This is a genomic window from Sodalis sp. RH19, assembly GCF_047324215.1.
GTDB lineage: Bacteria > Pseudomonadota > Gammaproteobacteria > Enterobacterales > Enterobacteriaceae > Acerihabitans.
Window position 1 is genome coordinate 5,198,868 of the sequence record NZ_CP178734.1, and the last position, 22,752, is coordinate 5,221,619.

At 59.3% G+C, this 22,752-nt stretch carries 19 protein-coding genes; 13 read left to right on the forward strand and 6 right to left on the reverse strand.

Going from position 1 to position 22,752, the window contains the following annotated elements:
• Positions 1-8 precede the first annotated feature (8 nt).
• The 4 genes from accB to msrP all read right to left on the reverse strand — a co-directional run bounded on the left by accB (position 9) and on the right by msrP (position 2,793).
• Entirely contained in the window at positions 9-473 is a 465-nt protein-coding gene (gene accB / locus ACL2XF_RS23465; protein ID WP_410013314.1) for an acetyl-CoA carboxylase biotin carboxyl carrier protein, read from the reverse strand.
• A 21-nt stretch (positions 474-494) separates the two neighbouring features.
• The gene (gene aroQ, locus ACL2XF_RS23470; protein ID WP_413721548.1) at positions 495-947 is read right to left on the reverse strand and encodes a type II 3-dehydroquinate dehydratase; all 453 of its coding nucleotides are present in this window, start codon (positions 945-947) and stop codon (positions 495-497) included.
• Between the two features lie 241 nt (positions 948-1,188).
• Positions 1,189-1,788 carry a protein-methionine-sulfoxide reductase heme-binding subunit MsrQ gene (msrQ, locus tag ACL2XF_RS23475; protein ID WP_410013316.1) on the reverse strand — a complete coding sequence of 200 codons (600 nt, stop codon included), beginning with the start codon at positions 1,786-1,788 and terminating at the stop codon, positions 1,189-1,191.
• On the reverse strand, positions 1,789-2,793 hold the full coding sequence (gene msrP, locus ACL2XF_RS23480) for a protein-methionine-sulfoxide reductase catalytic subunit MsrP (protein WP_410013317.1): 1,005 nt from the start codon (positions 2,791-2,793) through the stop codon (positions 1,789-1,791).
• A 204-nt stretch (positions 2,794-2,997) separates the two neighbouring features.
• On the opposite strand from msrP, the gene csrD reads away from it, so the two are divergent.
• From csrD to tldD, 8 genes are all read left to right on the forward strand, one after another.
• Entirely contained in the window at positions 2,998-4,932 is a 1,935-nt protein-coding gene (gene csrD / locus ACL2XF_RS23485; RefSeq protein WP_410013318.1) for an RNase E specificity factor CsrD, read from the forward strand.
• A 395-nt stretch (positions 4,933-5,327) separates the two neighbouring features.
• Positions 5,328-6,371: a rod shape-determining protein MreB gene (gene mreB, locus ACL2XF_RS23490; RefSeq protein WP_004385136.1), complete on the forward strand. Its 1,044-nt coding sequence runs from the start codon at positions 5,328-5,330 to the stop codon at positions 6,369-6,371.
• Positions 6,372-6,465: 94 nt separating this feature from the next.
• Positions 6,466-7,716, forward strand: a complete 1,251-nt coding sequence (mreC, locus tag ACL2XF_RS23495) for a rod shape-determining protein MreC (protein ID WP_410013319.1) — start codon at positions 6,466-6,468, stop codon at positions 7,714-7,716.
• Entirely contained in the window at positions 7,713-8,201 is a 489-nt protein-coding gene (mreD, locus tag ACL2XF_RS23500) for a rod shape-determining protein MreD (protein WP_410013320.1), read from the forward strand. The genes mreC and mreD overlap by 4 nt, the downstream gene beginning before the upstream one ends.
• Before the next feature lie 8 nt (positions 8,202-8,209).
• Positions 8,210-8,803, forward strand: a complete 594-nt coding sequence (locus ACL2XF_RS23505) for a Maf family protein (protein ID WP_413721545.1) — start codon at positions 8,210-8,212, stop codon at positions 8,801-8,803.
• The gene (rng, locus tag ACL2XF_RS23510; protein ID WP_410013322.1) at positions 8,793-10,262 is read left to right on the forward strand and encodes a ribonuclease G; all 1,470 of its coding nucleotides are present in this window, start codon (positions 8,793-8,795) and stop codon (positions 10,260-10,262) included. The genes ACL2XF_RS23505 and rng overlap by 11 nt, the downstream gene beginning before the upstream one ends.
• Before the next feature lie 97 nt (positions 10,263-10,359).
• Complete coding sequence (gene yhdP, locus ACL2XF_RS23515) at positions 10,360-14,169, forward strand: AsmA2 domain-containing protein YhdP (protein WP_413727610.1); 3,810 nt, start codon at positions 10,360-10,362, stop codon at positions 14,167-14,169.
• 123 nt (positions 14,170-14,292) lie between these two features.
• Positions 14,293-15,738, forward strand: coding sequence for a metalloprotease TldD (tldD, locus tag ACL2XF_RS23520; protein ID WP_413721543.1), 1,446 nt, complete (start codon positions 14,293-14,295; stop codon positions 15,736-15,738).
• A gap of 19 nt (positions 15,739-15,757) precedes the next feature.
• Here the strand turns inward: tldD and aaeR are convergent, their stop codons facing one another.
• The gene (gene aaeR, locus ACL2XF_RS23525) at positions 15,758-16,684 is read right to left on the reverse strand and encodes an HTH-type transcriptional activator AaeR (protein ID WP_410013325.1); all 927 of its coding nucleotides are present in this window, start codon (positions 16,682-16,684) and stop codon (positions 15,758-15,760) included.
• Between the two features lie 347 nt (positions 16,685-17,031).
• Between aaeR and aaeX the strand changes: the two genes are divergently transcribed.
• From aaeX to ACL2XF_RS23550, 5 genes are all read left to right on the forward strand, one after another.
• On the forward strand, positions 17,032-17,235 hold the full coding sequence (gene aaeX, locus ACL2XF_RS23530) for a p-hydroxybenzoic acid efflux pump operon protein AaeX (RefSeq protein WP_413721542.1): 204 nt from the start codon (positions 17,032-17,034) through the stop codon (positions 17,233-17,235).
• Between the two features lie 7 nt (positions 17,236-17,242).
• Positions 17,243-18,175 carry a p-hydroxybenzoic acid efflux pump subunit AaeA gene (gene aaeA / locus ACL2XF_RS23535; protein ID WP_413727611.1) on the forward strand — a complete coding sequence of 311 codons (933 nt, stop codon included), beginning with the start codon at positions 17,243-17,245 and terminating at the stop codon, positions 18,173-18,175.
• Between the two features lie 15 nt (positions 18,176-18,190).
• The gene (gene aaeB, locus ACL2XF_RS23540; RefSeq protein WP_413727612.1) at positions 18,191-20,158 is read left to right on the forward strand and encodes a p-hydroxybenzoic acid efflux pump subunit AaeB; all 1,968 of its coding nucleotides are present in this window, start codon (positions 18,191-18,193) and stop codon (positions 20,156-20,158) included.
• 175 nt (positions 20,159-20,333) lie between these two features.
• A complete protein-coding gene (locus ACL2XF_RS23545; protein WP_413727613.1) occupies positions 20,334-21,791 on the forward strand; it encodes an NAD-dependent succinate-semialdehyde dehydrogenase in 1,458 nt (485 codons plus the stop codon).
• Positions 21,792-21,901: 110 nt separating this feature from the next.
• A complete protein-coding gene (locus ACL2XF_RS23550; protein ID WP_410013330.1) occupies positions 21,902-22,168 on the forward strand; it encodes a hypothetical protein in 267 nt (88 codons plus the stop codon).
• Positions 22,169-22,175: 7 nt separating this feature from the next.
• Here ACL2XF_RS23550 and yjgA read toward each other — a convergent pair whose 3' ends face one another.
• Complete coding sequence (gene yjgA, locus ACL2XF_RS23555; RefSeq protein WP_410013331.1) at positions 22,176-22,727, reverse strand: ribosome biogenesis factor YjgA; 552 nt, start codon at positions 22,725-22,727, stop codon at positions 22,176-22,178.
• Positions 22,728-22,752 lie beyond the last annotated feature (25 nt).

Below are 22,752 nucleotides of genomic sequence, written 5' to 3' on the forward strand. Positions count from 1 at the left end.
GCGCCTCGTTATTCGATGACGACCAGCGGCTCGTCGAATTCAACCGGTTGACCATTGTCCAGCAGAATGGCTTTGACCACCCCGGCTTTGTCGGACTCTATCTGGTTCATCATTTTCATGGCTTCGACGATGCACAGCGTGTCGCCGACATTGACCTTTTGTCCGACTTCGATAAAAGGTTTCGCGTCAGGGCTTGGGGTGCGATAAAACGTGCCGACCATCGGGGAGCGCACCAAATGGCCGCTCATGGCGGCGGGTACGGCGGCGGCCTGCTCGGCCGCAGGCGCGGCGGCGGCCACCGGGGCCACCTGCTGCTGGGCCGCGGGGATATAAGCCTGTTGCATCATGGGATAGGCAGGCATGGCCGGAGCACGGCTGATACGAACCGATTCCTCACCTTCGGAGATTTCCAGCTCTGAAATGCCGGACTCTTCAACCAGTTCAATCAGCTTCTTGATCTTACGAATATCCATGAGTGGGGTTCCATACTCTAATTAATTGGATGCAGACAGACGATTGACCGCCGTCTGAAAAGCAAAATTATAACCATCGGCGCCGAGGCCGCAGATAACGCCAACCGCAATATCGGAGAGATAGGAATGATGTCGGAATGGCTCGCGCGCATGCACATTGGATAAGTGAATTTCAATAAATGGGATGTTTACCGCTAACAGCGCGTCGCGCAACGCTACGCTGGTATGGGTAAACGCCGCGGGATTGATCACGATAAAATCGGTATTACCGCGGGCCTGATGGATGCGATCTATCAGGACATGTTCCGCATTGGATTGCAGGTGGCTTAACGTCACGCCGAGAGCCTGCGCCTGTGTTTCAAGGCTGCTGATGATATCGGCGAGCGTGGTGTGGCCATACTTATCCGGCTCACGGGTCCCGAGCAGATTCAGGTTGGGACCATTGAGGAGCAAAATGTGAAACTTATCCGCCATCGTGCCGCTATCTCCGGTTAATTAACGAAGCCCCGTAAAAAATAACCTTCCGTAACCGTTTTGTCACCTTTTTGATGAAAAATCCGGGCCAGAGTGTTAACAGGGTCAAGCATTATAATGATATCGCAACTTTTCGCAGCAACATACTGGCGTTATCTGCGAAGATAAGCTGGACGCGGTATCCAAAGTGGAGTGCAAGATAGCGCATTTTGGCGGGGGAATGAAATAAAAAATTCCGCGGCTAGCGCCACCAGCCGCGAAATTTTTTGTAACGCAGTGCTAACAGAACCGCCGCCGCCAGAGCATACAACACCGGCTGGGGCGAGAGAATTTTGACCGACCAGAGATAGTGTATCGGCGCCAGGATCGCCACCACATAGACCAGATTGTGCAGCGTTTGCCACCGGCTTTTCAATTGCCGCTGGGCGCGCTGGGTGGAGGTCAGCGCCAGCGCCAGTAAAATCAGCCAGCTGATGATGCCCAGCGTCAGGTAGGGGCGGGAGACCAGTTCCCGGCCCAGCAGGCCGAGATTGTCGATGCCCAGTTCAAGCACAGAATAGCTCAGCAGATGCAGGCTTACCCAGGCGAAACACCACAGGCCGATAAGACGGCGGCAGCGGATCAGCAGGGGTTGGCGGCCATACCGGGCCAGCGGGGTTATCAACAGCGACGCCAGCAACAGTTTTAGCCCCATGCGCCCGGTAAAGTGCTGGATATCCTTGGCCGGGTCGGCGCTGAAATCGCCCTGGCTGACCGCATAGACCAGCCAGACCAGGGGCAGGAACGCCGCCAGGTGAATCAGTACCTTTAGCCAGAAAATGTGTTTAAGGTTAAGCCGCACTCAGAAATTCTCCCGCAAATCCAGGCCACGATATAAGCCGGCCACCTGTTCGGCGTAGCCGTTGAACAACAGAGTCGGCTGGCGTTTTACATCCAGGATGCCGCCGGCGCCGATAGCCCTTTCCGTTGCCTGGGACCAGCGGGGGTGATCCACATGCGGATTCACGTTAGCGTAAAATCCATACTCGTTCGGCGCGGAAAGATTCCAGGTGGTGGGCGGCTGCTCGCGCGTCAGCCGGATATGGACAATGGATTTGATGCCCTTAAAACCATATTTCCAGGGGGTAATCAGGCGGATGGGCGCGCCGTTTTGCGGCGGCAGCGTTTTGCCGTAAACGCCGACCGTCATCAGCGCCAGCGGGTTCATGGCCTCATCGATCCGCAGCCCCTCCACATAAGGGTAATCCAGGCCGCCGCCGATATAACGGTCTTTTTCTCCCGGCATCTGCTCTGGATCGTCCAGGGTCTGGAACGCGACATAACGCGCCTGGCTGGTGGGCTCCGCCAGCTTAAGCAGTTTTCCCAGCTCAAAACCGGTCCAGGGCACGACCATTGACCAGGCCTCCACGCAGCGCAGCCGGTAAATACGTTCTTCCAGCGCAAAACGTTTCAGGATGTCGTCCATGTCAAGCGTCATGGGCTTAGCCACTTCGCCGTCGATGACCACTTTCCAGCCGTCGGTTTTCAGGCCGCCGGCGTTGGCCGCCGGATCGGCTTTATCCAGGCCGAATTCGTAGAAATTATTATAGCCGGTGACTTTATCATACGGCGTCAGCGGCAAATCGGCATGCCAGGCGGCGGGCCGGCTGAAAGACAGATCCTTGCCCGTCGGCGCGGCGGGGGCGGCCTTGTCGCCCTTGAACCAGGACAATACGTTGGCCCGGGCCGACAGCGGCAGGCTGAGCGAGGCCGCGGTGATGCCCAGCGCTTGCAACACCTTACGCCGCTGGAAAAACACGGCCTCGGCGGTAACGTCGGCTTCCCGCAGTTTGCGGTTTCGGGTCATAATCGTCTCCATTAAGCAATTAAGGCTCTGTAGCCAGTATGACGTATAAAACGTTTTTTTATTCCCGCGTCCCGGCGACTATTTTTCCACGCCACCCGTCGGCTGGCGATATTTTGCCCGCTTTGGTTGAAAATATGTCATTTTGTCCGTACTGACGATAAAATATCGTCAGGCTTACCTCAGATATTTTACCGGGGCACAGGGATGCGATTACTCGTCAGACTTTCCGCTATGGTGGCCTTGCTGTGCGCGCTGGTGATGTTATTGATGCTGGCGGGCAGCGCGTTAAGTTTTTTTTACCTCAACGAGCACCGTACCGATCGGCAAATGGCGGCGCTTGCCGCGGCGCTCGATGAGGCGCTGTCGACCCAATCACCCGCCGACCTGGCGCGCTGGCTGCCGTTTGCCCTGCAAAGCGGCGGCATCAGCGAGCTGGAAATCCGCCGCGGCGAGACCACGCTGAACCGTTACCTGCCCGCCGGCCTGGCGGAGAGCGGCCATCCTCCCTCCGATTTCCTGCGCCGCAGCCTGGCGTTGCCCCATCATCCCGACTTGCTGGTCCGGCTGACCTATCCCACGGCGCTGTTAAGCGAGGTGCGCTCGCTGGCGGTGACCGCGCCGGTAAGCATCGCCATCGTCCTGATGGTGCTCTCTTTGCTGATGGGGTTACGCTGGCTGCGCCGCCAAATCCAGCCGCAGGAAACCCTGGAATACCGTGCCCGGCGGATTATGCATGGGGAGCGCGACAGCGTGTCGGGCAATGCCGGCGAGCCGCCGTCGCTGACCAGCAGCGCCATCGATCGCCTGCTCAGCGACCTTGCGCAGGCCCGCGAGCAGCGTAGCCGGGTGGATATCCTGATCCGGGCGTTCGCGGCGCGCGATGCCAAGACCGGGCTGAGCAACCGGCTGTTTTTTGACAACCAGCTGTCGCTCCAGCTGGAAGACAGCCAGGAAATGGGGCCGCATGGCGTGGTGATGATGCTGCGGCCGCCGGATCCCGAGCTGCCGGAAACGCGCCAGGGCAAAACACAGGCCCTGGAACTGATACAGGCGCTGATACAGCTGATCGCCACCTATGTGATGCGTTATCCCGACGCGCTGCTGGCGCGTTATTTCCGGCGCGATCTGGCGGTGCTGCTGCCGCATTGCTCCCTCAAGGAGGCCGAGTCGCTGGCGGCGCAACTGGTGGCGGCGCTTGCCACCCTGCCGGGCGAGGCGGGCCATCACCGCGACGATGTGCTCCATATCGGCATTTGCGTCTATCGCCAGGGCCAGACGGCGGTGGAGGTGATGGAGTCCGCTGAGCAGGCCGCCCGCGAAGCGGAATTGCAGGGCGGCAACGCCTGGTCGGTATTCGACAAGCGGGTACCGGAGCAGGTGCGGGGCAATGTCAAATGGCGCACCTTGCTTGAACAGACCCTGGCGCGCGGCGGGCCGGAGCTGTTTACCCGCGCGGCCTACCGGCGCGATGGCCGTCTGGATCATCATGTGGTGATCAACCGTATCCCCGAAGGCGGCCAGGCGTTGGCCGCCGCCGAATTTATGCCGATGCTGCGCCGCCTTGGACTGATGGAGCGCTACGACCGGCAGCAGCTGACCCGTATCCTGCCCCTGCTGGCGCAATTGCCGGAACGGGTGCTGGCGATAACCCTGAGCGTTGACTCGCTGCTGCAACGCGACTTCCGGCTGTGGCTGCGCAATACGCTGATGCAATGCGAAAAAACACAGCGTCGGCAAATTATGTTTGAACTTGTGGAGGCCGATCTTTGTCAACACTTGGTGCGGTTGCGTCCGGTGTTACGCTTGCTGGACGCGCTGGGCTGTCGTCTAAGCGTGGTACAGGCGGGGCTGACGGTGGTGAGTACCGCCTATATCAGCGCGGTGACGATATCTCTCATCAAGCTGCATCCCGGCCTGGCAAGGGAAATCGATCGCCGTGCTGAAAACCAGCTGTTCATCCAGAGCCTGCCCGAAGCCTGCGTCGGCACCGCGACCCAGGTTTTCGCCACCGGCGTAAGGACCCAACTGGAATGGCAAACGCTGGTGGATAACGCGGTCGCAGGGGGACAAGGGGACTTTTTTGCCCCGATAGTGCCTCTGGACGAGATGGTAAAAAAATATTCACGCCAGGATGCGTGAATAGTATAAAAGTTCGTGAAAAATTAACGTACAATACGCCCATTAACCTAATTGGTTAGTAGGTACTTACATTACCTGGAATCAGGTGCACTGCCAGATTTTCTGCCTGCGGTTGCCAATCTGTCGCTCCTTTGCCGTTTATCAGTGGCCACGCCGCCGGCGCGTCCGCCCGTATACGGCAGGCAGAGCGATAAGTGCCGACACCGGCGCCGGAAGTAATCTCGCATTTCATCTGACTAAAAACCGCGTCAGGGATTTCTTCGGTGTGTGGGAATGTTAACGAGGACGTATTTTCATTGAAGCAGCGCGTTATTGCGCCTTGTCGCTGCTTCTCGTGGTTGGTAAAGTAGGCGGATTTTATCTTTCGCCCCAGCTTGCAGGATTATCCTTCAGTTATGTTTAAAAAATTTCGTGGCATGTTTTCCAACGACTTGTCCATCGACCTGGGTACAGCCAATACCCTGATTTATGTAAAAGGACAGGGCATTGTCCTGAACGAACCTTCCGTCGTCGCGATTCGTCAGGATCGCGCCGGCTCGCCGAAAAGCGTCGCCGCCGTCGGCCATGAAGCCAAACAGATGCTGGGTCGCACACCCGGCAATATCGCGGCGATTCGTCCGATGAAGGACGGCGTCATCGCGGATTTCTTCGTCACCGAAAAAATGCTGCAGCACTTCATCAAACAGGTTCACAGCAACAGCTTCATGCGCCCGAGTCCGCGGGTGCTGGTTTGCGTCCCGGTCGGCGCCACCCAGGTGGAACGCCGCGCGATCCGTGAATCGGCCCAAGGGGCGGGGGCGCGCGAAGTATTCCTGATTGAGGAACCCATGGCCGCCGCCATCGGCGCCGGGCTGCCGGTGTCAGAAGCCACCGGCTCCATGGTGGTGGATATCGGCGGCGGCACCACGGAAGTGGCGGTGATCTCCCTGAACGGGGTGGTTTATTCTTCTTCCGTGCGTATTGGCGGCGATCGCTTCGATGAGGCTATTATTAATTATGTGCGCCGCAATTACGGCTCATTGATTGGCGAAGCCACCGCCGAACGCATCAAGCATGAAATTGGATCCGCTTATCCTGGCGATGAAGTCAGGGAAATCGAAGTCCGCGGCCGTAATCTGGCCGAGGGCGTGCCCCGGGGCTTTACCCTGAACTCCAATGAAATCCTTGAAGCGCTGCAGGAGCCGTTAACCGGCATCGTGAGCGCGGTCATGGTGGCGCTGGAACAGTGCCCGCCCGAGCTGGCCTCCGATATCTCCGAGCGCGGCATGGTCCTGACCGGCGGCGGCGCGTTGCTGCGCAATCTCGACCGTCTGCTGATGGAAGAGACCGGCATACCCGTGGTGGTGGCGGAAGATCCCCTCACCTGCGTCGCCCGTGGTGGCGGCAAGGCGCTGGAGATGATCGATATGCACGGCGGTGATTTGTTCAGCGAAGAATAACCTGCCTCGAAAAGGGGGGAACCACCCGGGTGAACGCTGAGATTTCTCATCCTGGTCGGCGCCCCCCTTTTTTGTTGAGGAAAATGCATAGCTTATGAAGCCGATTTTTAGCAGGGGACCTTCTCTGCAACTCCGACTGTTCCTGGCCGTGATGGTGGCTATCGCCATTATTATCGCCGACAGCCGGCTCGGGACCTTTGTGCAGATACGCACATACATGGATACCGCCGTCAGCCCGTTCTATTTCCTGGCCAATGGTCCGCGCAAGATGCTGGACAACGTGTCGGAAACGCTGGCGTCGCGCGGACAGCTCGAGCAGGAGAACCATACCCTGCGCCAGGAACTGCTGCTCAGGAACAGCGAACAGCTGCTGCTGGGGCAATTCCGGCAGGAGAACGCGCGTCTGCGCGAGCTGCTCGGTTCGCCCCTGCGCCAGGATGAGCAGAAGATGGTCACCCAGGTTATCTCCACCAGTACCGATCCTTACAGCGACCAGGTGGTGATCGATAAAGGTCTGGACAGCGGCGTTTATGTCGGCCAGCCGGTCATCAGCGACAAAGGCGTGGTCGGCCAGGTAGTGGCCGCCGGCAAAATGACCAGCCGGGTGTTGCTGATTTGCGATGCGTCCCATGCCTTGCCCATCCAGGTCTTACGCAACGATATCCGGGTCATCGTGGCCGGCAACGGCTGCACCGAAGATCTGCAGCTGGAGCATTTACCGGGCAACACCGATATCCGCGTCGGCGATGTGCTGGTGACCTCCGGTCTTGGCGGCCGTTTCCCCGAAGGATATCCGGTGGGCGTGGTGTCGTCGGTTAAGGTCGATACCCAGCGTGCCTACACCGTGATCCAGGCCAGGCCGACCGCCCAATTGCAGCGGCTGCGCTATTTGCTGTTGTTATGGGGAGCCGACCCCCGGGGCGAGGTGCCGCTGCCGCCGGCGGAGGTCCATCGGGTGGCCAATGAACGCCTGATGCAGATGATGCCGCAGGTGCTGCCGTCCCAGGATAGCATCATGGGGCCGGAAGCGCCGGCAAGCGCACCGGCCGCGGCGCCCGCCGCCGCTGCGCCGGCGGCGGATGCCAGGGCGGGGACCTCCCGCGCGGCACCGGCCGGCAATGCGTCGCCGGCCAATCACGCGGCGACGGGTCGCGCCGCGCCGGCGGGCAATCGCACCGCGGCGGATAGCGCTGCGCCGGCATCCAGCCGTACGGCCCCCGCCGGCAGCGCGCCGGACGCCAACCCGACGTCCCCCGCCGGCAACGCGCCGGCAGCCGGCCATACGGCGCCGGCTTCAGGGCGGTCCACGCCGGCGGTGAATCCGTTTTCCGGGTCCCGGCAATGAACCGTTATCGCCGCAACGGCACCTGGGTCATCTGGCTCTCATTTCTTCTCGCCATCGTATTGCAAATCATGCCGTGGCCCGAGCAGCTTTACCTGTTCAGGCCCTCCTGGCTCAGCCTGGTGCTGATTTACTGGGTGATGGCGATACCACACCGGGTTAATGTCGGCACCGGCTTCGTGCTGGGGCTTATCATGGATCTCATCCTGGGTTCCATCCTGGGCGTCAGGGCGCTGGCGTTAAGCATCCTGGCCTACCTGGTGGTCTTCAAATTCCAGTTGTTTAGGAATATGGCCCTATGGCAGCAGTCGCTGATCGTGGTAATGCTATCATTGACCATGCATGTCATCGTGTTCTGGGCTGAGTTCCTGGTGATCAATATTTCATTCAGGCCGGAAATTTTCTGGAGCAGCGTCGTGGACGGCGTGTTATGGCCGTGGCTGTTTTTACTGATGCGTAAAGTGCGCCGCCAGTTTTCCGTGCAATAGGGGCTGTTATGACCGCGATATATCTGGCTTCCGGCTCACCCAGGCGCAGGGAATTGCTCACATTGCTGGACGTGCCGTTCGACGTGCTCTGCGCCCCGGTGGCGGAACTGCGCCGCGCGGGGGAGAAGGCGCCGGAATATGTGCGCCGGCTGGCGCTGGAAAAAGCGTTGGCCGGCGTGGCGATAGCTCCTGAACCGCGTCCGGTGCTGGGAGCGGATACCATCGTGGTGCTGGATGGCCGCATCCTGGAAAAACCGCGCGACGGCGCCCATGCCGCCGAGATGTTAACGGCCCTCTCGGGACAATGCCACCAGGTGATGACGGCGATCGCTTTTGCCGACGCCGGGCATCAGCTTTGCCTCAGCGTCGTGACCGAAGTCACATTCCGCCTGTTGTCGCCGCAGGAGATTCATCGCTATATTGCCTCCGGTGAACCCATGGATAAAGCCGGGGCTTACGGCATCCAGGGATTGGGCGGGGTTTTTGTCAGGGCTATCAATGGAAGCTATCACGGCGTGGTGGGTTTGCCGCTGGTGGAAACCTCTGAATTGCTTTGCCAGTTTATTGCTTTACGTAGTCTGAGAGGACAACATGGCTGCTGAATTACTGGTTAATATCACGCCTTCCGAGACGCGGGTCGCTTATATCGACGGCGGCATTTTGCAGGAAATCCACATTGAACGCGAGGCCCGGCGGGGTATTGTTGGTAATATCTATAAAGGCCGGGTCAGCCGCGTACTGCCGGGCATGCAGGCGGCGTTTATCGATATCGGCCTGGATAAGGCGGCGTTTTTGCATGCGTCCGATATCATGCCGCATACCGAATGCGTCGCCGGCGAAGAGCAGAAAAACTTCCATGTGCGCGATATTGCCGAACTGGTCAGGCAAGGACAGGACATCATTGTACAGGTGGTCAAGGATCCGTTGGGCACCAAAGGCGCGCGCCTGACCACCGACATTACGCTGCCCTCGCGTTACCTGGTGTTTATGCCCGGGGCGTCCCATGTCGGCGTATCCCAACGCATCGATAGCGAGGAAGAGCGCGAGCGCCTTAAGCGCACCGTGGCGGATTACTGCGATGAGCACGGCGGGTTTATTATCCGCACCGCGGCGGAAGGCATCGGCGAAGAGGAACTGGCCCAGGATGCCGCTTTTCTCAAACGCCTGTGGACCAAGGTCATGGAGCGCAAACGCCGTAACCAGAGCAAATATATGCTTTACGGCGAGCTGGCGCTGGCGCAGCGCATCTTGCGCGATTTTGCCGGCGCCGCGCTGGATCGCATCCGGGTGGACTCCCGCCTGACCTTTGATCTGCTGGTGGAGTTTACCGGTGAATATATTCCGGAGATGACCCACAAGCTCGAGCATTACAACGGCAAACAGCCTATCTTTGATCTTTATGACGTGGAAAACGAAATCCAGCGCTCACTGGAACGTAAAGTCGAGCTGAAATCGGGGGGATATCTGATCATCGACCAGACCGAGGCGATGACCACCATTGATATTAATACCGGCGCGTTTGTCGGCCACCGGAACCTGGATGAAACCATCTTCAACACCAATATCGAGGCCACCCAGGCCATTGCCCGCCAACTGCGGTTGCGTAACCTGGGCGGCATTATTATCATCGATTTTATCGATATGGTTAATGAAGAACACCGGCGGCGGGTATTGCATTCGCTGGAGCAGGCGCTGAGCAAGGATCGGGTAAAAACCGGCATCAACGGCTTCTCCCAGCTCGGCCTGGTGGAGATGACCCGCAAACGCACCCGTGAAAGTATTGAACATGTGCTGTGCAGCGAGTGTCCTACTTGTCATGGCCGCGGCACGGTGAAAACCATTGAGACCGTTTGTTATGAAATTATGCGCGAGATCGTGCGGGTGCACCATGCCTACGAATCCGACCGTTTTTTGGTATACGCCTCGGCGGCGGTGGGCGAAGCGCTGAAAAGCGACGAATCCCATGCGCTGGCGGAGGTGGAGATTTTTGTCGGCAAGCAGGTTAAGGTGCAGATCGAACCGCTCTACAGTCAGGAGCAGTTCGACGTCGTGATGATGTAGCCAGAGGATTCAGGCCCGGCGTAGAGCATGACACGCGGGCAGGAGATAAAAATAAATACTTGCCGTAAGCGGTGCGACGGGAAGCAAGGAGAAAGGCGTGAAGCGACTGCCGGGGATATTGCTGGCCCTATGTGCAACCCTGATTGTCCTGGTGGCATTAGCGGTCAGTGCGTTACGCCTGGCGTTGCCCCATCTGGACAGCTTTCGCCCGCAAATTGTCCAAACCCTAAACACCGCTACCGGACTCAATGTCCAGATCCGTGAAATGCACGGCACCTGGCAGTCCTTCGGCCCGACGCTTGATATCCGCGCCATTGAATCCGTTACCGCCGATGAACAGTTGCGTATCCAGCGCGTTACCCTGGCCCTGGACGTCTGGCAATCGCTGCTGCACTGGCGCTGGCAATTTCGCGACGTCACGTTTTATCGATTGCAGCTGGATTTAAATACCACCCTGCTGGGCCGCGACCATCAGGGCAGCCCCATTAAATCCGACCAGCTTTCCGATCTGTTTTTACATCAGTTCGACCACTTTATCCTGCGCGACAGCGAGCTCTCTTTCCTGACGCCCTCGGGGGAGCGCACCATGCTTTCGGTGCCGCAACTGACCTGGCTCAACTCACGCCAGCGCCACCGGGCGGAAGGACAGATAGCCTTATCCAACGTTGATGTGCAGCAGGGCGCGATCCAGTTGCGCATGGACCTCAATGATGAAAACGGTCTGCTGGATAACGGCAAAATCTACTTGCAGGCCGATAATATCAATCTCAAGCCATGGTTCAGCCAGTGGGTGCAAAGCCAGACCGGTTTGCAACGGGCCGATTTCAGCCTGGCCGCCTGGCTGAGCCTGGATCATGGCGATATTACCGGCGGCGACGCCTTTTTCAGCCAGGGGACGGCTAGCTGGCAGGACGGAGGCCAGGACCACCGCGTGGACGTGGCGAAATTGGCCCTGCACCTGAGCAAACAGGGCGACGGATGGCAAATGGACGTGCCGGTGCTCAACATCGCCACCGACGGGGAATCCTGGGCGCCCGGCGCGCTCTCGCTGTTCTGGCTGCCGGAAAAGAATCATCTGTTCGCGCCCGACAGGGCCGGGGAAATCCGCCTGCGGGCGAAAAACCTGGAGCTGCAGCGTTTCAGTCCCTTCTTGCCGCTGATATCCATTATTACACCCAACCTGCGCGCCCGCTGGCAGGATCTGCAGCCCAAAGGGGTACTGTCCACCCTGGCGCTGGATATTCCGCTTAATAACCCGGAAAAAATCCGTTTCCAGAGCGACTGGCGCGATCTCAGCTGGCAGCAATGGCAACTCCTGCCCGGCGTGGATCATGTCGGCGGTTCGGTGGCGGGAACCCTTGCCGCCGGCCGGCTAAACCTGGCGCTGGATAACAGCACCTTGCCGTATAAAGATATGTTTCGCGCGCCGCTGGAAGTGCAGCGGGCCAGGGCCGCCCTTGACTGGCGCAATGATGAGCAGGGCCTGCGGTTATGGGGCAGCGATATCGATCTGCAGGCCACCTCGCTGTGGGCGACCGGGGACTTTTATTTTCATCAGCCCCTCAACGGTGATCCGTGGCTGGATGTGCTGTCCGGTCTGCGCTTGTATGATGCCGCCCAGGTCTGGCGCTATTTTCCCGAGCCGTTAATGGGCACCCACCTGGTCAATTACCTCACCGGCGCGTTGAAAGGCGGGCAGGTGGATAACGCCACGCTGGTCTTTGCCGGCGATCCCAAACAATTCCCGTTTAAGCATAACGACGGGCAATTCGAGGTACTGGTGCCGCTGCGCCATGCGGACTATGAATTTGAACCCGGCTGGCCGCGGCTGACCGATCTGAGTATCGATCTGGACTTCCTGAACGACGGTTTGTTTATGCGCGCGCCGCAGGCGAAACTGGGCGAGGCGACCGGCAGTAATATCGTGGCCGCCATCCCCGATTATTCCAAACAGCTGCTGTTGGTGGATGCGGATGTCAGCGGGTCCGGCCCGGCCATCGGCGCCTATTTTAACCAGACTCCGTTGCAGAAATCCCTTGGCGCGGCGCTTGCCGAGCTGCAGGTCGGCGGCAATGTTAGTGGGGACTTACACCTATCCATACCCCTTAGCGGCCAGGCAGTCACCGCATCGGGTCAGGTGAATCTGGCCGACAACAGCCTGCTGATTAAGCCGCTGGGCACCACCATGAACAACCTGAACGGCCAGTTCCGCTACCATAATGGCAACCTGGACAGCGATATGCTGTCGGCACAGTGGCTGGGACAGCCGGTAGCGGTGCGCTTCACGACGCAAGAGCTGCAAAAAAGCTTTGATATCAACGTCGATATGCAAGGGGACTGGTCGGTGGCCCATCTGTCCGGCCTGCCCGAACCCATGGCGAAAGCGCTGGGAGGACGGGCCTCCTGGCAGAGCGTGATGGCGATAACCTTGCCGTTGCAAGGCAAACCCGCGTATACCGTGGATGTCACTGCCGATTTAAAAAATGTAAGCAGTCACTTACCTGCGCCATTGGATAAAGCGGCCGGCCAGCCGTTCCCATTAGCGGTCAAGGCCCAGGGCGGTCTGACGGGCTTTACGTTGAGCGGACATGCCGGCAAGAATAATGCCTTTAACAGCGAATGGCAGTTGGGCAAGCTGGTTACGCTTGCGCGCGGCGCCTGGGCCACCGATAACGCCAGGATACCGCCGCTGCCGGACGGTAAAAGCCTGACGCTGAATCTACCGGCGCTGGACGGCGAAAAATGGCTGGCGTTAATGACGCCGCAGTCCCGCTCGGCGGGCAAAGCGGTGGCCAGCCGGTTCCGTTTCCCGGATGCCCTGACGCTGAATACGCCGTTATTGGCCCTGGGCGGCCAGCAATGGCACGCGCTGTCGCTGACGCGCCGCAATACCCTGGGCGGCAGCGTCGTTGAAGCCCGCGGCAAGGAAATCGACGGCAAGCTGGCGCTAGCGAACCAAGGCCCCTGGCGGGCGGATATCCGTTACCTTTATTATAATCCGCTGTGGCCGAAAAACGGCGCGGCTGGCGATACGCTCTTCCAGGATGACGACCCGGCCGCCGGCTTTAGCGACTGGCCGGCACTGCAGCTGCGTTGCCAGGAGTGCTGGCTGCTGGGGCAAAATCTGGGCCGGGTCGAGGCGGATGTGACGCCGCAGAAAAATACCCTGGCGCTGAGCCATGGCCTGGTGGATACCGGCAAATCCCGGCTGACGCTTGAAGGCGGATGGTCGCGCACCGGCCGGCAAAACCTGACCTCGGTCAAAGGCAAACTGAGCGGTAAAAATATCGGCGAGGCGGCGGACTATGTCGGCATCGACACCCCATTGCGCGACGCGCCTTTTAACCTGGATTACGATCTTCACTGGCAGTCGCTGCCCTGGACACCCGAGATCGCCAGCCTGAACGGCGTATTGCACACCAATCTCGGCAAAGGCAAGATCGATAATCTCAGCAGCGGCCAGGCGGGCAGGCTATTGCGCCTGATTAGCTTCGACGCGCTGTTGCGCAAGCTCCAGTTCGATTTCCGCGACACCTTCGGTAAAGGATTCTATTTTGACTCCATTAAAGGTACTGCCTGGATTAAAGACGGTGTGCTGCATACCAACGACTCGCTGATTGATGGCCTGGAAGCGGACATCGCCATGAACGGCCAGGTGGATTTGAACGCGCAGCGCATTGATATGGAAGCGGTGATAGCGCCGGAAATCTCCGCCACCGTCGGGGTTGCCGCCGCGTTTGCCATCAATCCGGTGGTCGGCGCCGCGGTATTCGCCGCCAGCAAGGTCCTGGCGCCGCTGTGGAACAAAATCTCGGTGATCCGCTATCACATCACCGGCAGCCTGGATCAGCCGAAAATCGAGGAAGTGCTGCGCCAGCCGCGCACACCGGCGGGTCATAGTAAATAATCAGCGTGCATTTGACGCCGGCGTTGAATTGCCGCAGTCTATAAATATGACTATAACGATTGTTAGTACGATTATTATTCCAGCCGTTGCTGGCCAATCCATCATTAATAAGAGTGAAAACCTATGAGTCTGACTTTTGTCAGTGAGCAATTACTCGCGGCCAACAACCTGAGTCACGAAGATCTTTTTTCGCTGTTAGGCCAGATGAGCGAACGTCGTTTGGATTATGCCGATCTCTATTTCCAATCCAGCTACCACGAGTCCTGGGTGATTGAGGACGGCATCATCAAAGATGGATCCTATAACATTGACCAGGGTGTCGGCGTGCGTGCGGTCAGCGGGGAAAAAACCGGCTTCGCCTATGCCGATCAGCTCACCCTTAACGCGTTGCAATTAAGCGTCAACGCGGCGCGCAGCATTGTCAGCGAGCAGGGCAACGGCCGGGTGCATACCCTGGGCGAAGTTCCTTATAAATCCCTCTATACGCAGCGTGATCCGCTTAACAGCCTGCCGCGTGAAGAGAAAATCGCCTTATTGCATCGGGTGGATAAAGTCGCGCGCGCCGCCGACCCCCGGGTGCAGGAAGTGAATGCCAGCCTGTCCGGCGTGTATGAACAGATCCTGGTGGCGGCCAGCGACGGTACCCTGGCGGCGGATGTGCGCCCGCTGGTGCGCCTGTCCATCAGCGTTCAGGTTGAGCAGGACGGCAAACGCGAGCGTGGTTCCAGCGGCGGCGGCGGCCGTTTTGGTTATGACTTTTTCCTTGAGAGCGTCGACGGCGACGTGCGTGCCGACAGCTGGGCGCGGGAAGCGGTGCGCATGGCGTTGGTTAATCTGTCCGCCGTGGCGGCGCCGGCCGGTGCCATGCCGGTGGTGCTGGGCGCCGGCTGGCCTGGCGTGCTGCTGCATGAAGCGGTGGGCCACGGACTGGAAGGCGATTTTAACCGTCGCGGCAGCTCGGTGTTCAGCGGACAGATGGACCAATTGGTGGCCTCGCCGTTATGCACCGTGGTGGATGACGGCACGCTGGCCGGCCTGCGCGGTTCGCTTGCCATCGATGACGAAGGGGTGCCCGGACAATATAATATGCTGATCGAAAACGGCATTCTCAAAGGGTATATGCAGGATAAGCTCAATGCCAGGCTGATGGGCGTAGCGCCCACCGGCAACGGCCGGCGCGAGTCCTACGCGCATTTGCCGATGCCGCGCATGACCAACACCTATATGCTGGCCGGTCAGTCCACGCCCGAGGAGATTATCGCCAGCGTCGAATATGGCCTGTATGCGCCCAACTTCGGCGGCGGCCAGGTGGATATCACCTCCGGCAAATTTGTTTTCTCCACGTCCGAGGCCTATCTGATCGAAAACGGCCGGGTAACCCATCCGGTTAAAGGCGCGACCCTGATCGGTTCCGGCATCGAGGCGATGCAGAAAATCTCCATGGTCGGCAATGACCTGGCGCTGGATAAAGGGGTCGGCGTGTGCGGCAAGGAAGGCCAGAGCGTGCCGGTCGGCGTCGGCCAGCCCACGCTTAAGCTCGACAATATCACCGTCGGCGGCACCGCCTGAGTCCTGCCCCGCCGGGATATCAGAACATGGTATCCTGGCGGAACGCCTGGTAGACCGCCGTGACATTGTTAAAGTATTCATGCATGGCGTTGATGCACACCTGCACCTTCAGCGGCAATTTATCCTTCTGGGTATACACCGCATACACCGGCCGCGGGTCGGAAAGATAGCGATTGAATAAAATCTCCACATTGCCCTGCTTTATCTCATCCAGAACCCACATGATCGGCACATAGGCGATGCCGGCGCCGGCGGTCAGCCAGCGGATCAGCGTCTGTGAGTCGTTGGTGGCGAAACGGCCCTGCGGCGCCAGATGCAGGGTGATACCCTCCGGGGCCACCAGCTCGAATTCGCTGTCCGGCCTGACGTCATATTCCAGCCAGGAAAAATTAGCCATATCGCTGGGCTTTTCTGGCGTGCCGTGGGCGGCCAGGTAGCTTTTGGCGGCGCAAACCACCATCGGCATGGCGCCGAGACGGCGTGAAAAAAGACTGGAATCCTGCAGCGCGCCCACCCGCACCACCAGATCCAAGCCGTCGGCGATCAAATCCGGCGCCGGTATGCCGGTTACCAGGTTTACCGACAGTCCCGGATATTCCTTCAGCATATCGGCGGTGATGGTCGCCAAGACGTTATGGGCCATGGTGGACGAACTGCCGACGCGCAGCGTGCCGATCGGGGTATTGTTAAAAGCGTAGAGCTGCTCATGCACCTCCTGGAACTCCAGCAGCATACGGCGGCAGCCCTGATAATAAATCTTGCCGGCCTCGGTCAGGCCCAGGCTGCGGGTGCTGCGGTTAAGCAGTTTTACCTGCAGTTCGTTTTCCAGTTTCGCCACGGTCTGGCTGATGGACGATACGCTCATCTGCAGTTGCCGGGCGGCGGAGGTAAACGAGCCGCCTTCCACCACCTTGGCGAATACCATCATACGTTTCAGTCTTTCCATTGTTAAGCCTGAGTGAAAAGTGATTTAGATCACATAATATTGAAAATGCCAGTCAGTAAAGGCTACTATATACCCGTCGGTTCATCTGATCGCGCATTGCCGCCCCTGTTTTTCAGATGTCTTTATTGCTTTGAAATAAACAGTAACATTGTGGGGGCGTTTTCGCCACACGGTCTCAGTGCGTTTTATCCGCCGGGAATAAACCTCGATCACCTTCCTGAGTTCTATACTTAGCCGCGTTAACATCCGCGAATGCCGCCCATGGCCGTGAGGAAGGATGCCGTGGCGGGCGGGACGCGTTTGGGGTTGCCGGCAACGGTCAAACGGGAAAAGGTAAGGAAAATGTCATGAGTTTGCTGCCGGTTATGGTGATCTTCGGCCTGTCGTTTCCCCCGGTGTTTTTTGAGCTGCTGGTGTCGATGGCCGTGTTCATGCTGCTGCGTCGCCTATTGCAGCCGACGGGCATTTACGATTTCGTCTGGCATCCGGCCTTGTTTAATACCGCGTTGTATTGCTGCGTGTTTTATCTGATTTCGTGTCTTTTTGTTTGAGGTCGCTGTGAAAACTGTTGCAATAAAAATAATCAGGATTGCGATTACTCTGCTATTGGTACTGATTGCCGCCGTCGCCATTTTCCGGGCATGGGTGTTCTATACCGAATCGCCCTGGACGCGCGATGCCAAATTTACCGCCGATGTGGTGGCGATCTCCCCGGATGTCAGCGGCCTGCTGACCGATGTGCGGGTGAGCGATAACCAACTGGTGACGCGGGGGCAGGTACTGTTCGTGGTCGATCAGCCGCGCTACCAGCAGGCGCTGGACGAAGCGCAGGCCGATGTAGATTATTACCAGGCCCTGGTGGCCGAGAAACGTCGCGAGGCGGGACGCCGGCTGCGGTTGGGCACCAATGCCATGTCGCAGGAAGCCATCGATCAGTCCAGCAATGATTTGACCACCGTCGGCCACCAGTTGGCGAAAGCGGTGGCGGTCAGGGATCTGGCGAAAATCGACCTGGAGCGCACCACGGTGCGCGCCCCCGCCGAGGGCTGGATAACCAACCTGAATGTCCATGCCGGTGAATTTATTACCCGCGGCGCGGTATCGGTGGCGCTGGTGAAACGCAATTCGTTCTACCTGCTGGCCTATATGGAAGAAACCAAACTGGAAAAAGTGCGTCCGGGCTTTCGTGTGGAAATCACGCCGCTGGGCAGCAATCTGGTGCTCTACGGCACGGTGGACAGCATTGCCGCCGGGGTGACCAACAGCAGCAGCGCCGTGGATGCCAAGGGCATGGCGACCGTGGACTCCAACCTGGAATGGGTGCGGCTGGCGCAGCGGGTACCGGTTAAAATCCGCCTCGACGCGCAGCAGGGAGATCTTTATCCGGCCGGCACCACCGCGACGGTGGTGATCACCGGCAGTAAGGATCGCGACCGGCGCGAGCTGTCGCCGATGATGCAGCTGATGCATCGCCTGCGCGAGTTCGGCTAAACGGATGGCCCGATAATGTTGCAACTGCTGGCGCCGATATTTTTCCGCTGCCGTTTTGCGGTCAAGCTCACCTTTGCCATTCTGCTGGCGTTGTTCCTGGGCTTTCATTTCCAGTTGGAAACGCCGCGCTGGTCGGTGCTGACCGCCGCCATCGTGGCCGCCGGCCCGGCCTTTGCCGCCGGCGGCGAGCCTTTTGCCGGCGCTATCCGCCATCGCGGCATGCTGCGCATCATCGGCACCTTTATCGGCTGCGCCGGGGCGCTGGTGATTATTACCCTCACCATCCGCGCCCCGGTGGTGATGCTGCTGTTAAGCTGTATCTGGGCCGGCGCCTGCATGTGGATCTCCACGGTGGTGCGGGTACAGAATTCCTATGCCCTGGGCCTGGCCGGATACACCGCGCTGATTATTATCGTCAGTATCCAAAGCCAGCCCCAGGTGACGCCGCAGTTTGCCGTTGAGCGCTGCAGCGAAATCGTGCTGGGTATCGTCTGCGCCATCCTGGCGGATATCCTGTTTTCGCCCCGCTCGATAAAACAGGATATCGACCGGGCGGTGGACCAGCTACTGCTGGATCAGTACCGGCTGCTGCTATTGTGCCTTAACGGCGCGGCGAAAGAAGAGGTGGATAAAGCCTGGGGCGATCTGGTGAAATTTACCACCGCCCTCGACGGCATGCGCGTCAACCTGATGATGGAATCCTCGCGCTGGCAGCGCTGCAACCGGCGCCTGCGCGCGATCAATACCCTGTCGCTGACCCTGATTACCCAGGCCTGCGAAGCCTTCCTGATCTTGCAGGTGCGCCCTGAGTTTATCGCGCCGCATCTGCGGCTGCTGTTAAACGAGCCGGTGGACACCGTGGGGGATATCCATAAGCGCATGAAGCTGATGCGCCAGGTCATCGCCGCCACGCCCGCCCGCGATACCCCGCAGGTCCTGTATACCTGGGTGGGCGCGGCAACCCGGTTTTTGCTGCTGGCGAAAGGGGTAAAGAGCAACGCGCGTATCAGCAAAATTGAGGAGCAGGTGCTGGTCGATCAGGTGATCATTTCGGCCCCCTCCGCCGAACGGCATCACGCCATGATTAACGGACTGCGCACCGGCGTCGCCACCGCGCTGGGCTGCCTGTTCTGGCTTTGGACCGGCTGGACGTCCGGCAGCAGCTGCATGGTGATGATTGCCGTGGTGACGTCGCTGGCCATGCGCTTGCCCAACCCCTGGATGGTCTGCAAGGATTTTATGATCGGCATGTCGGCGGCGCTGCCCATCGGCGCGCTGTATTATATGGTGATCATGCCCGCCACCCAGCAAAGTCTGCTGTTGCTGTGCATTGCGCTGGGGGTACTGGCGTTTATCATCGGCATCGAGGTGCAAAAGCGGCGCCTCGGCACGCTCGGCACCCTGGCGGGGACCATCAATGTGCTGGTGCTGGCCAATCCCATGAGCTTTTCCATTAACACCTTCCTCGACAGCGCCATCGGCCAAATTATCGGCTGCGGCCTGGCGACGCTGGTGATCCTGCTCATCCGGGACGGTTCCAAGGCGCGCATCGGCCGGGTATTGCTGAACCGCTTTGTGTACGGCGCGGTATCGGCCCTGTCCACCAACAAGGCGCGGCGCCAGGAAAATCATCTGCCGGCGCTGTATCAGCAGCTGTTCCAGCTACTGACGCTATTCCCTGTGGATATCGCCAAATACCGCCTGGCGCTGACGCTTATCATTATCCACCAGCGCCTGCGCCTGGCGGATATTCCGGCCAATGCCGATCTCTCGGCGTACCATCGCCAGATCCGCGCCACCGCCGACCGGGTGCTGGTCGCCCGCAGCGACATCCGCCGCCGGAAACATTTCGATCAATTACTGGCGGAATTGCGTATTTATCATGACAAACTGCTTCATTACCAGGCCACGCCCGATATTACCGAATCCGTGCAGCGCCTGACCGACACCCTGGTCCGCTACCGTCACGCGCTCAGCGATTAACCCGCCGGGGCGGCTTTTCCCCGTACCCGGCTGCCCATCCCGCAACCAGCATCTATACTTAAACCATATTTCTTACGCCGCGGCGCGTCCGGGAGCCGGTATCCTGCGGCGGCCGGGGCGTTACACCGCAACTGCACGCCGTCCCGCGACGGGGGACATAAAGGGGAGGATAACAATGAGCGAGCACTTACACCTACAGGACCACCCGCTGTTCAAGACCGGCTATCTGGTCAACGGCGAATGGCTGGGCGCTCAGGACACCTTTGAGGTCGTGAATCCGGCCACCGGCCAGCTTATCGCCAACGTGGCCAAAAGCGGCAAACGGGAAACCGAGGCCGCCATCGCCGCCGCCGACGCGGCGTTCCCCGCCTGGCGCGCCAAAACCGCCAAGGAACGTTCTGAAATCCTGTACCGCTGGTACGGCCTGATTATGGAGAACCAGGCGTATCTGGCGCGGCTGATGACGGCGGAACAGGGAAAACCGGTTAAGGAAGCGCAGGGCGAAGTCGCCTATGCCGCAAGCTTTATCCAATGGTTCGCCGAGCAGGCCAAGCGCGTTAACGGCGAGATCATCCCACCGGCCAAAGCGCATTCCCGGATTTTCGCCACCCGCGAACCGGTGGGCGTGGTGGCGGCCATTACGCCGTGGAACTTTCCGCTGGCCATGCTGACGCGCAAGCTTGGGCCGGCGCTGGCGGCGGGCTGTACCGCGCTGATAAAACCGGCCAACAATACGCCGCTGTCCGCCTTCGCCCTTCTGGCGCTGGCGCAGCAGGCCGGCGTGCCGCCAGGGGTGGTTAACGGCGTGGCGGGGGACACCCACGCCATCAGCGACGCCATTATGGCGAGCGACCGCGTGCGCAAGGTGACCTTTACCGGTTCCACCGCGGTGGGCAAGACGCTGATGCGCAACGCCGCCGACACTATGAAAAAGATCTCCATGGAACTGGGCGGCAACGCGCCGTATATTGTGTTTGACGATGCGGATATCGACGCCGCGGTAAAGGGCGCCATCGCCAATAAATTCCGCAACGCCGGCCAGGTATGCGTCAGCGTGAACCGTTTTTATATCCAGTCCGGCGTCTACGACGAATTTGTTTCCCGCCTGGCGCGCGAGGTGGAGCGGTTAAAGGTGGGTAACGGCATGGAGCAGGACGTGGTGGTCGGGCCGTTGATTAACCGCGCCGGCCTGGAAAAAGCGCAGGAGCACGTCGCCGACGCGTTGGCCAAAGGCGGACGGGCGGTTACCGGCGGCAAGCCGCATCAGCTCGGGGGTAATTTTTTCCAGCCTACGGTTATCAGGGACGCCAGTGAGGAGATGAAGCTGGCGCATGAGGAAACCTTCGGTCCCGTGGCGGCGTGTTTCCGCTTTGACACCGAGGAGGAAGTGATCGAACGCGCCAATAATACGCCGTTCGGTCTGGCGGCCTATTTCTATACGCAAAACCTGCAGCGCGTATTCCGCGTGTCCGCCCGGCTGGAAAGCGGCATGGTGGGCGTAAATGAATGCGCGGTATCGACCGAGGTGGCGCCGTTTGGCGGCGTCAAGGAATCCGGACTGGGCCGGGAAGGTTCCGTGCTTGGCATGGACGATTACCTGGAAGTGAAAACGCTGCATCTTGGCGGCTTATGATTAATTTTTTGCGCCGCCACTTTTACACCATGACCGGTAATCGTTGTGTGGCATACTGACGGAGCGATGGGCAACATAAAATTAACAACCTGCAGTGCGGAGAAAGCTTGATGGGGAAAGTATCCTTTGATTTTAACCAGATACCCGATCTGCCGGCCTTTTACCGTGATTTTGGCCGTCAGTTCTCCCTGAGCGAGCCGTGCGCCGCCAATCTGGATGATTTATGGCAAACCGTTACCAGCCGGCTGCCGCTGCCGGTGGAAATAGAGTTCGTGCATCTTAATGCTTCAAAAAAACGCCGTTTCGGCGCGTTGATCCTCTTGTTTGACGAGGCGGAAGAGGAGCTGGACGGCCGGCTGCGCTTTAACCTGCGCTGACGCCGGCTTATTTATCGCCGGCGACGGTACGCAGGTACTGGAAAATCTGGCGGGAGGTCTTGGCGGGTTTGTTGGCCGCTTTCTCCTTTTGCGCATTACGCACCAGCGAACGCAACTGCTGCCTGTCCGCCTCGGGATACAGCGCCATCACTTCCTCCACCACGTCGTCGCCCTGATCTATCAGGCGGTCGCGCAGGTTTTCCAGCTTATGGAACAGGGTGATTTGCTGGTTGTGACGGTTTTTCAGCTTATCCAGCGCCTGCTGGATGGGCTCGGGATCGCGTGCGCGCAGCATCTTGCCAATCAGCTGGATCTGGCGGCGGCGCCCCTCTTTTTTGATGCGCTGCGCCAGTTCTATGGCGGCGAGCAGGTCATCGTCCAGCGGGATTTTTTCCAATGCGTTCTTGCCAAGATCGACCAGTTCGACGCCAAGTTCCTTCAGGGCTTCGGCATCGCGTTTGATTTCGCTTTTGCTGACCCAGATAATCTCGTCGTCGTCTTCTTCGGCGGGCTGCGCCGCGGGCTGTTCGTCTTGCCAGTCTTCCGGTAATTTACTCATGATACGGTTCCTCAAAAAGAGGCTA